Source organism: Thermocladium modestius (assembly GCF_055398215.1).
In genome coordinates, this window is the sequence record NZ_AP043731.1 from 1,072,621 (window position 1) to 1,085,470 (window position 12,850).

Sequence of the window (12,850 nt, forward strand, 5' to 3'; positions counted from 1 at the left end):
CCTGCGATCGCTAATGCAATCCACCAAGTAGTCCGCCCCAGCATTGGGCCACGCGATTAGGCGGACACTAACCATGACGTGCCTCACTTGATTAGATATACTACAACGCGCTAGAGAACTCACGATGAAATATCATGCTGTTCACGGGCCCGCCCGCTTGGTTCTCTACGCTATTCTCTACGTGGGAAAAACGTTATTAACGTCACATGGTAGGCCCTCACATGGAGGACGCATTTAATTTTTACAAAGGTAAACCATGGGTGCGGAGCTACGACGAAGGTGTACCAGCCGAGTTAGACATAAGAGCGTTTCCGCTATACGAGATGCTGGACAAGCATGCTAGGGAGGATGCCGGCCATAATGCCTTGATATTCATGGGAAGGAGGATGACTTACGGAGAGTTAGGGGAATTAAGCGATAGGTTCGCCGGCGGCCTGCGATCGCTCGGCGTGAAGAGGGGGGACATCATCGCACTATTCCTCCCCAACTCTCCTCAATTCGCCATAGCTTACTTCGGCGCGTTGAAGCTGGGAGCCGTGGTGACGCCCATGAATCCACTATACACGCAGAGGGAGGTGGAGCATCAAATACGCGACTCGGGAGCCAAGGTGATAGTCGCGCTGGATCAATTCCACGACAAGATAAAAAACGCTGATGCCGAGATAATAGTGACCAGCATAGCGGATTACTTGCCAAAGCACTTGGCCATCGCGTACTCCCTGGCCAATAGGAGACCCAAGATTGAGGCGCACAAGTTCCGGGACTTAGTTAAGGCGGAGCCGCTGGCGGAGCGGCCGGCTATCAATCCCGAAGAGGACTTGGCGGTGATAATGTACACTGGAGGCACGACAGGAATACCCAAGGGAGCCGAGATAACGCACGCCAACATAGCCGCTAACCTGCAGCAGTTATCCGCCATAATCCAAAACGTGGAGAGGAAATTCAACGTAGAGAGGGGCGTGTGGGTGGGGGTCATCCCGTGGTTCCACATATATGGAATGATAACCGTATTCCTAGATGCGGTATACGAGGGGGGAACCATAATAGCCATGCCGAGGTTCAATCCCAAGGAGACCATGGAGGCCATAGAGAAGTACAAGGCAACGCTCTTCCACGGCGTGCCGACCCTCTACATAGCCCTCCTCAACAGCCCGCATGCCTCCAAGTACGACATGTCATCCCTGATAGCCTGCATCTCAGGCGCGGCCCCCCTCCCGAGGGAGGTGGCGGAGAGGTTCGAGAAGCTGACCGGGGCCAGGTTGAGGGAGGGGTACGGCATGACGGAGACCGCCGTGGTGACGCACGTCAACCCAATACTGGGCAAGCACAAGGTGGGAAGCATAGGAGTGCCCATACCCAACACCATAGCCGCCATAGCGGATCCGGACAAGCCTCAACTGCTCCCTCCGGGGGAGACGGGGGAATTAGTAATCTCTGGCCCGCAAGTCATGAAGGGGTACCACAACATGCCGGCCGACAACGAGCTGGTGTTCTTCCAGTGCTGCGGGCATAGGTGGTTGAGGACGGGGGATTTGGCTTACATGGATGAGGAGGGATTCTTCTTCATAGTGGATAGGAAGAAGGACATGATAAAGTATAAGGGATACAGCGTGTTCCCCAGGGAGATAGAGGAGGTGCTCTACCAGAACCCATGCGTCAAGGAAGCCGCCGTGGTGGGAGTACCGGATCCAGCGGCTGGGGAGATACCTAAGGCATTCGTGGTGCTCAAGGATGAGTGCAAGGGAAAGGTGAGCGAGGACGATATAAGGGAGTACCTAAAGGATAAGGTGGCTCACTACAAGATGCCGCGTCAAGTCGAGTTCAGGGACGAGCTTCCCAAGACGGCGGTTGGGAAGGTGCTTCGCAGGGCATTGAGGGAGGAATCCAGGAAGTGAGGGGGAATCCCCTCTCCTCCTCGCTAGCCGTTCCTGTACTGGTCAATGGATGCCTTCTCCAGCATCTTAAGGGCCTCCCCCTCAAAGTACCGCCTGCCCCTCCAACTTATCTCCCTCGTGGCCAGCGTCGCATACATCACTATTGCTGAGAAGTAGAGGTTGGGGATGGAGAACGCGGCGTGTAGGAGGGGATTAATCAGGTGGGCGTGGCCTGGATTTCTCCTGGCTATGTTGACTGCCCTAACATACTCCTTGGCTACCCCCATTGGGAATATCAGTAGGGAGATCAAGACGGGCCACCCAGCCAGGGGGAGGGCGAGGAAGGTTAGGCTGGCCAGGGCCATCACGGTGTACGAGGCCAGCGATGCTTGAAAGGCGCGCTTCCCGTACACCTTGACGTACCACATCTGCCTCACTGCCCAATTGAAGACGGCCCTAACATCGTCCTCCGCCAGTGATAATACAATCGCGCTAGGCTCGAACTCTATCTTCATGCGCAATTCATGGATTTTCCTCGTGATCAAGTAATCATCGCTTAGGTAGAGGGGGAGCAGGTCAATCACGCCGCTTCTCCTGATGAAGTCCATGTGCAGCGCCGTGGATCCGCCCCAAGTGAATCTGCTGGCCTCCGTCTGCATCCCGGTCAACCCCAGGGAACTGAAGTTGGCCATCAAGAGGGCCGGGGCGCTCCTGCCTATGTACCATCTATAGGTCGTGACGGCCGTCGTGGGGGATACGCGCGAGGCGAGCCTTCGCAGCCACTCCTCATGGGGTTTCACGTCGCTATCGCATAGAACCACGACGTCCGTGTCCACCACCCTCAACGCGTTGGATAGGGCGGAGCCCTTGCCGGAGGCATTGCCTGGATCGCTTATCACCACCTTAAGGTCGGGGAGAACTCTTCTAGCCACCTGCAGCGCCGGGTCGTCGGGCGAGTCCACAGCCACCACGTACTTTACCTTACCGCCATACCTCTGCCTGGCTATCCTGGCCAGATTATCGTCAAGCCCTGGATCCACGCCCCGCATCGGTATTATCACCGTCACGTCGGGCTCCTTCCCATCGCCGTTAATCCTCGCCCTGGACCAATACGCCACCTCGCGGGCCAGGGAGGCTGCGGAGGCCAGCGTGCCCAGCGCTGCCACCAGCGCTAAAACAATGGATGCAAGGCCCATGTAGCTCGCCGCTTCCCACCCATGCCTGGATTTAAATTATCCGGCCACCGTCATTTGCCGGGCCGTCCTCGTGCTGGTTAAATTGCGTATACACTAACGTAAGATTTATAATCAGTGTCACGCAGACCAGTCGGTGCATTTGCTTTGAGCACTAAGTTGGAAACTAGAGATCTGCACGTGTCTGTGGACGGAAAGGAGATACTGAGCGGGATAGACCTATCCGTGGGCGGCGGAGAGGTCGTCGCATTGATGGGGCCGAATGGAAGCGGCAAGACAACCCTATTCATGGCGTTGATGGGCCATCCAAGATACTCCATCACGAGGGGATCCATATTGTTGAATGGAATAGACATAACCAAGGCGCCGCCGGAGGAGCGCAGCATTTTGGGGATAATGATGGCATTCCAAAACCCAGTGCCGGTGCCCGAGGTCAGGCTGACCACCTTGATAACGGCCATGGTTAACAAGAGAATGAATAGAAAAATAACGGACTCCCCGCCTCCTCAAGTGGTCGCGGAGCTCGTTAAGTCCGTGGGCGACGTTGGATTGACGCAATCCCACCTATCCAGGGGAGCAAATCACGGATTCAGCGGTGGGGAGGCCAAGAGGAGCGAGGTGCTTCAATTATTGATGGCTAAACCCAAGGTGGCGCTTCTCGACGAGCCGGACTCCGGCCTCGACGTAGATGGCGTGGCGGCGGTGGGCAAGGCCGTGTCCAAGCTGGCGGAGAGGGGAACCGCAGTTCTTCTCACCACGCATCAAGCAAGGATACTCCACTACGTCTCCCCCAAGCGAGTCCTCGTGTTGAAGGGAGGAAAGATAGCCACTCAGGGCGGGCTTGAGTTGGTGGAGGAGATAGAGAAGATGGGCTACGAGGCGTTCCTGAGGAGGTGATGGACGTGGAGAAGATAACCATAACCGACATACTCGGAGAGAAGACAATGGAGGACGCATTGACCCACACCAAGCCCGTGGAGTGGGCCGCCACGGTTAGGGGGAAGCTAACCAAGGATGTGGTGGAGGAGATATCGAAGCTTAAGGGGGAGCCGGAGTGGATGAGGCAGCTAAGGGTGAGGAATTTGGAGCTGTTCAATAAGTTGCCGATGCCCAACTGGGTCGCCGCAGTCAACGAGATAGACCTGGAGGAATTGATAAACTACGCAAAGCCATCCACGCATCAAGCCAACGATTGGGACCAGCTTCCCAGCGATATAAAGAGCTACTACGAATCCATAGGGCTGCCGGAGCTCGAGGCCAAGGCCTTGAGCGGCTTGGGAGCCCAGCTGGACTCAGAGATAATTTACTTGAATGTCAAGAAGCAATTGAATGAAAAGGGAGTCATATTGATGTCAATGGAGGAGGCCGTTCAGAAGTACCCCGACATGGTTAGGCAGTACTTCATGAAAATATTCCCGCCCGAGCATAAATTCGCAGCGCTTCACGGGGCACTGTGGAGCGGTGGAGTGTTCGTCTACGTGCCGCCCGGAGTCAAGATAGAGGCCCCGCTGGAGGCGTTCTTCCTTATAAGCAATGCATTGGAGGGACAGTTCGAGCACACGCTGCTGGTGGCCGATAAGAACAGCTACATACACTTCATAGAGGGGTGCTCCGCACCTAGGTTCAGCAAGACGAGCTTCCATGATGGAATGGTGGAGCTGTACGCTCACGAGGGCGCTCACATAAAGTTCACCACCGTCCAGAACTGGAGCAAGAACGTGATAAACTTCAACAATAAGAGGGCGATAGGTGAGGCGCACAGCTTCATAGAGTGGGTGGAGGCCAGCATTGGAAGCAGGGCGAGCTATGTCTATCCATCCACAGTGCTCAAGGGCGAGGGGGCGTCCACCAGCATAGTCGGCATAACCATGGCCAACGGGAACCACTGGAAGGAGAATGGAGCCAAGGTGTACCACGACGCGCCCAACACGTCCAGCAAGATAGTGAACAAGTCGATATCGGCGAACGGGGGCTCCGTCGTGTATAGGGGATTGGTGTTCGTGAGGAAGGGAGCCAAGGGAGCGAAGAGCCACGTGGTGTGTGATTCCCTGGTGCTGGACTCATCGTCTAAGGCGTACACAATACCCCACGATCAAGTGTTCGAGGAGGAGGCCACGGTGACTCACGAGGCTACCACTGGAAGAATAAGCGAGGACAAGCTTTACTACTTGAGGAGCCGCGGGTTCACTGAGGACGAAGCGAAGAGCTTGGTAGTGCTTGGATTCATACAGGACGTAACGGAGGGATTGCCGTTCGAGTACGCAATGACTCTGAACAAAGTCATATCCATGGAGTTCAGCAAGTACGGCAAACTGGCGTGAGGGGGAGGATCATGACTACCCTGGGCGAGTTGAAGCGAGGCGCTGCCAAACTGCTGGACTCAGTGCCTTACCAGCAAGTGAAGGACTCGCCCTCTATAAAGTACTACACGGACTGGTCAGCGTTCGAGACGTGCAGTCCAGGCGAGCCCCTTCGATACGAACTCGATGCTCAGGTAATTATTAGGGACGGAAGGCTGGCCAAGAATGAGGTGGGCGCCGTGGAGCTGGGCGAGGACGACGCGCTGCCCATAAACACGATAGATCTAAGGGAATCCAAGATGTTGCTGAAGCACTTGCTCAACGTGCCGTCGGTGGTATTCATAGACGTGCCCCCCGGCGCGGGGAAGCTTGGGGTTCTCGTGGAGTCCTCTGGAGGTAGCTTCGAGTCAAGCCACGTCTTGATAAACGTGCGGGACGGGGCGTCCGTCGACCTATCCATAATCGAGCTGGGGGGAACGTGCTCCTCCAACGTGGTGGAGGCGCTGGTGGGGAGGGGGGCTCAAGTGAATCTACTCAATGCCTCCCTACAGGGAGGCAATCCCGCGTATGGGTTGAGCAGGATAACTGCGCTGGATAACGCGGTGATCAACGGATACACCGTGGTGCTCGATGGATCAATGAATAGACGGGAGGAGGATTACTTGCTGCGCGGCAATTACTCCAGCGTGTCCTCGAAGGTGCTGGAGACGGGAACTGCCAAGTCCAGGATAGATTACTACTCCACGCTGCTCCACATAGGGGAGTCGACGAGGAGTTACTCAACAGTGTCCGGTATTGCGCTTGATGGATCCATGGTCATACATAGGGGGATGGGCAGGATAACGGAGACCGGGAAGTGGAGCTCAACCGTGGTGGAGGGGAAGATGTTCATGGGGTCCCGCGACGCCGTGGCGGTCTCCGTTCCCGTGATAGCCGTGGACACGGGGGACGTGAGCGAGGCGAGGCACTCCGCCATGGATGCCTCAATAGATGAAGAGCAGATGTTCTACCTGGCCAGCAGGGGGTTGAGCAGGGAGGAGGTGATAGGCTTGGTGGCGCACGACATGGTGATGAAGTACTTGGACGAGGCGCCTAAGCAATTCTCCGAGGAGATTCAATTAATAAAATCAATAATGGCGGAGAGGCTCCTCAGAGCCCGCTGAGCGACGCGATTGTTTATTAAATTGCGCGTTGAGCCCAGTGGAGAGGGAGAATGGATTACGATGAGGAGTCCTACGCTGCCGCCAGGCGCGGCATGGTTGAGGAACTAAAGGCCGAGGGCTACCTACACGATCCGGACGTGGAGAGGGCCCTCCTTGCCGTGCCGCGGCATAAATTCCTGCCGAGGTATATAAGGCAGTACGCCTACAACGACTCGCCCCTGGCCGTGATGAGGGGGCAAACCATCAGTGCGCCGCACATGGTCTCCCTCATGTGCGAACTGATAAAGCCCGCCCAGGCCAAGAAGGTGCTGGAGGTGGGAAGCGGGACGGGGTACCACGCATGTGTCTGCGCAGAGGCCATGGGGGGAGGCGGGGTGGTCTTCAGCGTGGAGGTGGATCCCTACCTATCCCTCTACGCCGCCATAAACGTGGTGAACAATGGGTATAGCCGGTCGGTGAAGGTGTATAGAGGCAATGGAAGGGAGGGATTGCCGCGGCATTCTCCATTCGATGCGGTGCTGGTCACCGCCGCCGCAGACTCGGTGCCGCCGGCGCTCCTGAATCAATTGAGGGAGGGGGGCGTCATGGTGATACCGTTAAGGGAGGGGGATGAGCAGGTCCTGTACAGGATATTCAAGCTGGGCGGGGAGACAAGAATGGAGCCCGTGACGCCCGTGTTGTTCGTTCCCCTCAAGTGATTGCGGGGGAATCAAAGGTTTTAATAATGCTCCCCGCCGTCCCCCACGTGAGGATACCCGGCGACTACTTGATTGGGGCGGCCATATCGGCTTACCAAGTGGAGGGCAATAACGAGAACGCGGATTGGTGGAGGTACGAGAAGGCGGGGTTACTGCCCGCCAGCGGCGAGGCATGCAGGTTCTGGGAGATGTATAGGACCGACTTGGACATCATGGCCAGGCTGGGACTGAAGGCATTGAGGCTGTCCCTGGAGTGGTCCAGGGTAGAGCCGAGGCTGGGGTGGTTCGATGATGCTGCCATGGACGTGTATCGAGACATGATGAAGGAAATGCGGCAGCGGGGGATAACCCCCGTGGTGACGCTGCATCACTTCACCAACCCTATTTGGTTCCACGACGCGGGGGCGTGGGAGAGGGGGGAGAACCTGAAGTACTTCCTGGAGTACGTTGACTACGTATCGAAGAACCTAGACGTTAGGTATTGGTTAACTATAAACGAGGTGAACCTCTACCCAATCCTTGCGTACCTCCTCGGCAAGTTTCCTCCCTTCAAGCCTGACCCCGCCAAGATGTGGACCGTGTTATCCAACCTATTGAAGGCCCACGGCAAGGCCTATGATAAGCTGAAGAGGGAGACCAACATGGTGGGCATAGTTATCAACGTTATGCCGGTGCACCCCATGAATAGGCTATCCCCGCTAGACTACATAGCGTCGACCCTCGTCAACAAGCTCTACAACTTGACGCCGCTCAACGCCTTGAAGCGAGGCAGGCTGCCCGACTGGCTTGGGGGGGAGGCGATTGGCTCCCTGGATTACCTGGGGCTCAATTACTACTCGAGGCCCCGCGTTAGGTTCTCGAGGAGGGCCTTAATAGAGTTCGAGGAGGGGAGGGATAATCACATGGGCTTCGTGGTGGATCCCAGGGGGCTTGGGGAGGCCATAGAGTTGCGCGCAGGGTTGGGAGGCCCATAATGATAACGGAGAACGGAGTGGCCACGGATGATGATGGGTTCAGGATAAGATTCATACGAGAGCACCTGCGGGAGGCGGTGAGGGGGGGCACCATTGGCTACATGTACTGGAGCCTCCTAGATAACTATGAGTGGGAGAGGGGGTACTCGGCCCGGTTTGGGCTCATAGAATGCAAGGGATCCCACAGGAAGATACGCGGGAGCGCCGAGTATCTGGGAAGGGTGAGCAGGAGCATGGAGTTGGATTGAGGATCCATCACACGAGGCCGAGCCTAGTCAACAGCTCGAACGCGTTGCTCTCCGGCGATAGCTTCACCACGGCCTTTTTCTCGCCCTTCATGGTTATCGCGGTGTTGACCTTGACTACCTTGACGCCGTACGCCTTCTCCACCTGCTTCTTTATCTCCCTCTTGCTGGCGCTTAGGGGAACCGCTATCGTCACCTTATTCTCCTTCTCGGCCAGCCTGATGGTCTTCTCCGTTATTATGAACCTGGTTATCAGCTCTGACACCCGCATCACCTCATGAATAGCCCCGCATCCTTCATAGCCCTCAAAGCCGCGTCGCTCCACAGCGTTAACCTGCCGGGCACGCCGCCCGGGGCTAGGTGGAGGACGCTTAGGTTGTTCACGTGAACCACTTCGACGCCCGGGAAGTTCCTCGCCGCCCTCGCCAGGGCAGCGTGGGGGTTGGATACCACTATCAAGACGCTCTTGGGCTCCTTATACCTGCGGCCCCTCAGCTTCCCTATGCCGGCCCTATCCCTTATCCCGTTGCCGGCCCTCTCAACGTCCCTCCACGCGCCTACGGCCTCCAAGGCCTCCCTGGCGGTCCTGGCCTTATCTATCGACTCCACGTCGCTGGAAACGACGAGGGGCAGCGACTTTATGCTGCTCACATCGTGGCCGCGGCGCTCCACTAGGGCCTTCACTGCCGTGGCGGTTATGGCGGACCTGATCGCCAAGTCCCTCTCCTTCTTGTTTATCCTCTCGCGGATCACCTTCTCCACGACCGGGGCGTGGGCTGAACGACCCTTCACGACGTTGGTGGCAAGCCTAGCCCTCGGCCATAGGCTTCCCGTGGCGCGGGGTACCCTCGCTATCCCGAGGCCGACGCCGAATGCCTTTGCCGTGGTCCTCTTCCCAGCCATGGGATCAGCGCCCTTGGGCTGGAGAGACGCAGTGAATGCGCTGAGGTAGGCCCGCCTTATCACGTCCAGCCTGACCGGGGTATGGAACTGCGGCGGCAGTTCAAGCTCTCCCTTGGCCGAGCCATCCGTTCCAAGCACCACGGCCTTTGCCGGAACCTCTGGGTATTCCTTGAGGTATGGAGTTAAATCTATGCCTATTACATTCATGCCGGTCACCTCGACACCGCCTTGGTGCTTATCCACTCTATCTGGGGCTTATTTACATTTACGTGGTCATACTTGGGCGGCGGCCTCATGGGGTACCTCAGCCCTATCAATCGCTTGAATGCGCCCGGCACGCTTCCCTCCACCAATATATAGCTGCCCCTCACCACGCCGTAATGCGGGAAACCGCTTGGGGGAGTCACATCGGCTCCGTTGTCTCCTATCGCTAACACCCTCTTGTTGTACTCCGTCCTCCTATGAAGGCCCGTCTGTCCCTGCTTGGGTATGGTGAACATCACGGCCGGGTTCTGGGGCGACGCGGTGCCCGTCCTCCTGTACCCCTTCCTCATCTTGTTCCACTTGGGCAGCGTTATTACTCCGAACCTCTTGACGACTCCCTGCGTGCCCTTGCCCTTGGTGACGCCTATCACGTCGACCAACTGGCCCTCCCTCAACACATCGCGAGGCGACACTTCCTTGCCCAGCAGCGAGACGGCGTACTTGAATAGCTCATCGACGTTGGGGGTCCCGCCCACCGGTATCTCCATTATCTCCGGGGTCTTCTTGCCTATGCCGGATAGGTGGGGCTGCGTTATGGCTATCACCCTGACCTGGGTCAACTCATCCAGCTTTGATTGGAGCTTGGAGAGGGCTGCCTCAGTGTTTATCTTCTCGGGCAGCGTCAAGGCCCTCCTCAAGTACTTAGGGACGTCGCTGGCCCACGCCTCTCCCACGCTTACGGTGAGCACCTTGAAGGGATCCACTGAATAGCCCCTAACCCCCACCACGCGCATGGGGGGCGCGTCGAGCACCGTGACTGGCCTGACTATCTCCTTTCCATAGAATGGACTGGTCTGCCTATCGTCGATCATGACCACGTGAGCCATTCCAGCCTTGTACGCGGCGAAGGATAGTAGGGCTGCCTTGCCCAGGTTGACCTGGGGCCAGTTATATATCTTGGGAACGAGGGTCTCGCTACGCTTCCTGGGATAGTACGCCATCGATCCTCGTCTAGGCCTATGAATTTTCAAACCCACATCTATCCACCAATCGCTGATCCTAATCCCTATGGCTTAAAAACTTTCTCCCGCATGCTGATGGCCACGACGGTTCCGGGCGAAATCGATATTAAGAGATGGGCGACAGCGACTTGAATGAGGGCGCTAATAGCGGGGCACAGCGGCCTCAATAAGGTTGGCTTGCTCAACAAGCTGCGCGAGGAGGCCGAGGAGAGGACCGGGGGTAAGGTGTACGCCGTTGACTTCGACTCAACCCTGTCCCGGGGCATGCCGTACTTCCTGGACAGCTACATGGAGAAGCAGAGGGAGAGGTGGTACGCGGAGTTCGGCAGGCTGCTCGATGAGTTGGGGGGAAGCGGGGCGCAGCATGCATTGATTGGGATGCACTTGACCTACTTCAGGCATAACTCCTACTGGAGCTTGGTCGATGTGAACATGCTAAAGGAATTGAAGCTAAACGCCTTGATCACGCTCATAGACGACGCGTACTCCGTGTGGAGCAGGATAGTGCAGAGGGAGGCCAGGGAGAGGCATGGAGTTTACATGAGGTTGAGGGACGTCTTCATATGGAGGACCGTGGAGACCATGATGGGCGACGCCATTGCCACCGCGCTCGGCGTGCCTCACTACGTGGTTGCTATAAAGCACCCGGTGGACACCTTCTATAAACTATTGTTCACCGACTTGCCGAAGGCGTACCTGTCCCACCCCATCACGCACGTGAGGAGTAATGGAAAGGCAGTGGAGGAGATAATGCAGTTCGCAAAGAGGCTTCGGGGAGTGGCAGCCGTATTCGAGCCCACCACAATAGATGAGGCCATAATAGGGAACGTCGTTATAAGGAAGGAGTTGAGGTGGCCGACGGAGGTGGACCTAGATCAATACCCCATTGAGTTGAATAAGGAGGAGGTGGAGGAGGTGACAGCTAAGAATCCCATAACGAAGAGGGACCTGATCCAGGACCAAATAATGAAGAGGGATTATAGATATATACAACAGTCGGACATGGTGGTGGCGTACAGGCCCAGGTACGGGGGAGTCCTGAGCAGGGGGGTGCTGTCGGAGGTGAACTTGGCGGTTCACTTGGGCAAGCCCGTCTACGTGTACTGGAGCAACGATGACGGGAACGCGGCGGAGAACCCGTTCGAGTACGTGCACGAGTACTTCTATGATGTGGACGAGTTGATGGCGTTCCTATCCAGCAAGTCTAGTACTCCCCGGTGAGCTTTATCTCCTCGAGCAGCGACACCAACGTGTTGATCACCATCTCCCTATCCTTAGCTATCAGCGGCAGCACCTTTATCCTGCTGGGCACGTCCAGCAGCTTCCTAACCTCGTTGGGGGGAACGCGGGTGGGCAGGTCCTGCTTGTTGGCGGCGACCACGTGCGGCGTGTATGGGAAGAATTCCTTCAGGAAGCTGTAGACGAATACGCTTTCCTTCACGGTGTCCAGGGAGGATGAGTCGACCATAAGTATGTAGCCATGCATTCCCCTGGAGAGGCCCCTCCACAGGAAGCTGAACCTCTCCTGCCCAGGGAGGCCGAATAGGTGGACCACCAAGTCGCTGCGAACGGCTATCCTGCCGTAGTCGAACGCCACCGTCGTGGTGCGCTTATCGCCCCTGGGATCGCTCGTGTTGACCTCCGTCTCCAGCGGCACTACCTCGCTGAGCGTCTTGACGAAGGTCGTCTTGCCGCTGCCGTAACCGCCCGCTATCACTATCTTCAGTATCTTCATCTCCTAACCCTTGGTGACGGCCTTAAGCCTCTCCCGCAGGTAGAGTATTATGTAGTCGAAATCATCCGGCGACAGGTTCTCCGAAGCCTCGCCCCGCCCTATCTCCTCCACTGTTATGTCGCGCTCGCTTCTCTCTATCTCCTCCACGGCCCTATTCAATTGATCCACGTACTTATCTATGATCATGTACGCGAAGCCCGTGGGAACCGAGGGCGGCATCAACGCCATCACCGAGCCCCCGCCTATGGAGCTTACGACAATGGTTAACTCAGGCGTCTCCATTATCATGGACTTGAAGGAGTTCAGCTGAGTGGACTCCGTGAATTTGTGGATGCACTCCATTAACTTGCTGGCGGGCAGCACTAGATCCGCGTCGCTCCCGTTTAGCACGGGACCGTTGGTCCTATAGGCCAGGAGAGAGCCATCCCTGGAGAGCAGCAGAAGGCCGCTGATGTACTCCTTATTCTCCTCTATTATCTGGCCAAGCATGGTGTTCAATCCGTTTATTGCACTATCAAAACTCACGCTTGCTGGACTGG

At 56.8% G+C, this 12,850-nt stretch carries 14 protein-coding genes; 8 read left to right on the forward strand and 6 right to left on the reverse strand.

What is annotated here, in order from left to right:
* Positions 1-221: 221 nt before the first annotated feature.
* The gene (locus tag ACZ5ZS_RS05500; protein ID WP_188596631.1) at positions 222-1,895 is read left to right on the forward strand and encodes an AMP-binding protein; all 1,674 of its coding nucleotides are present in this window, start codon (positions 222-224) and stop codon (positions 1,893-1,895) included.
* Between the two features lie 23 nt (positions 1,896-1,918).
* On the opposite strand, the gene ACZ5ZS_RS05505 is transcribed toward ACZ5ZS_RS05500, so the two are convergent.
* Positions 1,919-3,070, reverse strand: coding sequence for a glycosyltransferase family 2 protein (locus ACZ5ZS_RS05505; RefSeq protein WP_188596632.1), 1,152 nt, complete (start codon positions 3,068-3,070; stop codon positions 1,919-1,921).
* A 177-nt stretch (positions 3,071-3,247) separates the two neighbouring features.
* On the opposite strand from ACZ5ZS_RS05505, the gene sufC reads away from it, so the two are divergent.
* The 6 genes from sufC to ACZ5ZS_RS05535 are packed head-to-tail and all read left to right on the forward strand — an operon-like array spanning position 3,248 to position 8,450.
* Positions 3,248-3,964, forward strand: coding sequence for a Fe-S cluster assembly ATPase SufC (gene sufC / locus ACZ5ZS_RS05510; protein WP_229657715.1), 717 nt, complete (start codon positions 3,248-3,250; stop codon positions 3,962-3,964).
* The gene (gene sufB, locus ACZ5ZS_RS05515; protein WP_464858606.1) at positions 3,964-5,388 is read left to right on the forward strand and encodes a Fe-S cluster assembly protein SufB; all 1,425 of its coding nucleotides are present in this window, start codon (positions 3,964-3,966) and stop codon (positions 5,386-5,388) included. The genes sufC and sufB overlap by 1 nt, the downstream gene beginning before the upstream one ends.
* A gap of 11 nt (positions 5,389-5,399) precedes the next feature.
* A complete protein-coding gene (locus ACZ5ZS_RS05520) occupies positions 5,400-6,530 on the forward strand; it encodes a SufB/SufD family protein (RefSeq protein ID WP_188596634.1) in 1,131 nt (376 codons plus the stop codon).
* Positions 6,531-6,580: 50 nt separating this feature from the next.
* Entirely contained in the window at positions 6,581-7,228 is a 648-nt protein-coding gene (gene pcm / locus ACZ5ZS_RS05525; RefSeq protein WP_188596635.1) for a protein-L-isoaspartate O-methyltransferase, read from the forward strand.
* 47 nt (positions 7,229-7,275) lie between these two features.
* Positions 7,276-8,202: a family 1 glycosylhydrolase gene (locus tag ACZ5ZS_RS05530; protein WP_464858074.1), complete on the forward strand. Its 927-nt coding sequence runs from the start codon at positions 7,276-7,278 to the stop codon at positions 8,200-8,202.
* Complete coding sequence (locus ACZ5ZS_RS05535; RefSeq protein ID WP_464858076.1) at positions 8,202-8,450, forward strand: family 1 glycosylhydrolase; 249 nt, start codon at positions 8,202-8,204, stop codon at positions 8,448-8,450. The genes ACZ5ZS_RS05530 and ACZ5ZS_RS05535 overlap by 1 nt, the downstream gene beginning before the upstream one ends.
* A 7-nt stretch (positions 8,451-8,457) precedes the next feature.
* On the opposite strand, the gene ACZ5ZS_RS05540 is transcribed toward ACZ5ZS_RS05535, so the two are convergent.
* Genes ACZ5ZS_RS05540 through ACZ5ZS_RS05550 form a run of 3 tightly spaced genes read right to left on the reverse strand, consistent with a single transcriptional unit; the run spans position 8,458 to position 10,591 of the window.
* Complete coding sequence (locus tag ACZ5ZS_RS05540; protein WP_425445011.1) at positions 8,458-8,718, reverse strand: 50S ribosomal protein L23; 261 nt, start codon at positions 8,716-8,718, stop codon at positions 8,458-8,460.
* A complete protein-coding gene (gene rpl4p, locus ACZ5ZS_RS05545) occupies positions 8,718-9,557 on the reverse strand; it encodes a 50S ribosomal protein L4 (RefSeq protein ID WP_188596637.1) in 840 nt (279 codons plus the stop codon). Before rpl4p ends, ACZ5ZS_RS05540 begins: the two co-directional genes overlap by 1 nt.
* 5 nt (positions 9,558-9,562) lie before the next feature.
* Positions 9,563-10,591, reverse strand: coding sequence for a 50S ribosomal protein L3 (locus ACZ5ZS_RS05550; protein WP_188596638.1), 1,029 nt, complete (start codon positions 10,589-10,591; stop codon positions 9,563-9,565).
* Positions 10,592-10,708: 117 nt separating this feature from the next.
* On the opposite strand from ACZ5ZS_RS05550, the gene ACZ5ZS_RS05555 reads away from it, so the two are divergent.
* Entirely contained in the window at positions 10,709-11,797 is a 1,089-nt protein-coding gene (locus ACZ5ZS_RS05555; protein ID WP_188596639.1) for a hypothetical protein, read from the forward strand.
* On the opposite strand, the gene ACZ5ZS_RS05560 is transcribed toward ACZ5ZS_RS05555, so the two are convergent.
* The gene (locus ACZ5ZS_RS05560; RefSeq protein ID WP_188596640.1) at positions 11,781-12,311 is read right to left on the reverse strand and encodes a GTP-binding protein; all 531 of its coding nucleotides are present in this window, start codon (positions 12,309-12,311) and stop codon (positions 11,781-11,783) included. The two genes, ACZ5ZS_RS05555 and ACZ5ZS_RS05560, sit on opposite strands and share 17 nt — an antisense overlap.
* Positions 12,312-12,314: 3 nt before the next feature.
* Positions 12,315-12,836 carry a roadblock/LC7 domain-containing protein gene (locus tag ACZ5ZS_RS05565; protein WP_188596641.1) on the reverse strand — a complete coding sequence of 174 codons (522 nt, stop codon included), beginning with the start codon at positions 12,834-12,836 and terminating at the stop codon, positions 12,315-12,317.
* Between the last annotated feature and the right edge of the window lie 14 nt (positions 12,837-12,850).

What these genes read in the sequence shown, in the direction of transcription:
- ACZ5ZS_RS05500 (WP_188596631.1), top strand. Translation starts at nt 222, where the DNA reads ATGGAGGACGCATTTAATTTTTACAAAGGTAAACCATGGGTGCGGAGC.
- ACZ5ZS_RS05505 (WP_188596632.1), bottom strand. Translation starts at nt 3,070, where the DNA reads ATGGGCCTTGCATCCATTGTTTTAGCGCTGGTGGCAGCGCTGGGCACG.
- sufB (WP_464858606.1), top strand. Translation starts at nt 3,964, where the DNA reads ATGGACGTGGAGAAGATAACCATAACCGACATACTCGGAGAGAAGACA.
- ACZ5ZS_RS05520 (WP_188596634.1), top strand. Translation starts at nt 5,400, where the DNA reads ATGACTACCCTGGGCGAGTTGAAGCGAGGCGCTGCCAAACTGCTGGAC.
- pcm (WP_188596635.1), top strand. Translation starts at nt 6,581, where the DNA reads ATGGATTACGATGAGGAGTCCTACGCTGCCGCCAGGCGCGGCATGGTT.
- ACZ5ZS_RS05535 (WP_464858076.1), top strand. Translation starts at nt 8,202, where the DNA reads ATGATAACGGAGAACGGAGTGGCCACGGATGATGATGGGTTCAGGATA.
- ACZ5ZS_RS05540 (WP_425445011.1), bottom strand. Translation starts at nt 8,718, where the DNA reads ATGCGGGTGTCAGAGCTGATAACCAGGTTCATAATAACGGAGAAGACC.
- rpl4p (WP_188596637.1), bottom strand. Translation starts at nt 9,557, where the DNA reads ATGAATGTAATAGGCATAGATTTAACTCCATACCTCAAGGAATACCCA.
- ACZ5ZS_RS05555 (WP_188596639.1), top strand. Translation starts at nt 10,709, where the DNA reads ATGAGGGCGCTAATAGCGGGGCACAGCGGCCTCAATAAGGTTGGCTTG.
- ACZ5ZS_RS05560 (WP_188596640.1), bottom strand. Translation starts at nt 12,311, where the DNA reads ATGAAGATACTGAAGATAGTGATAGCGGGCGGTTACGGCAGCGGCAAG.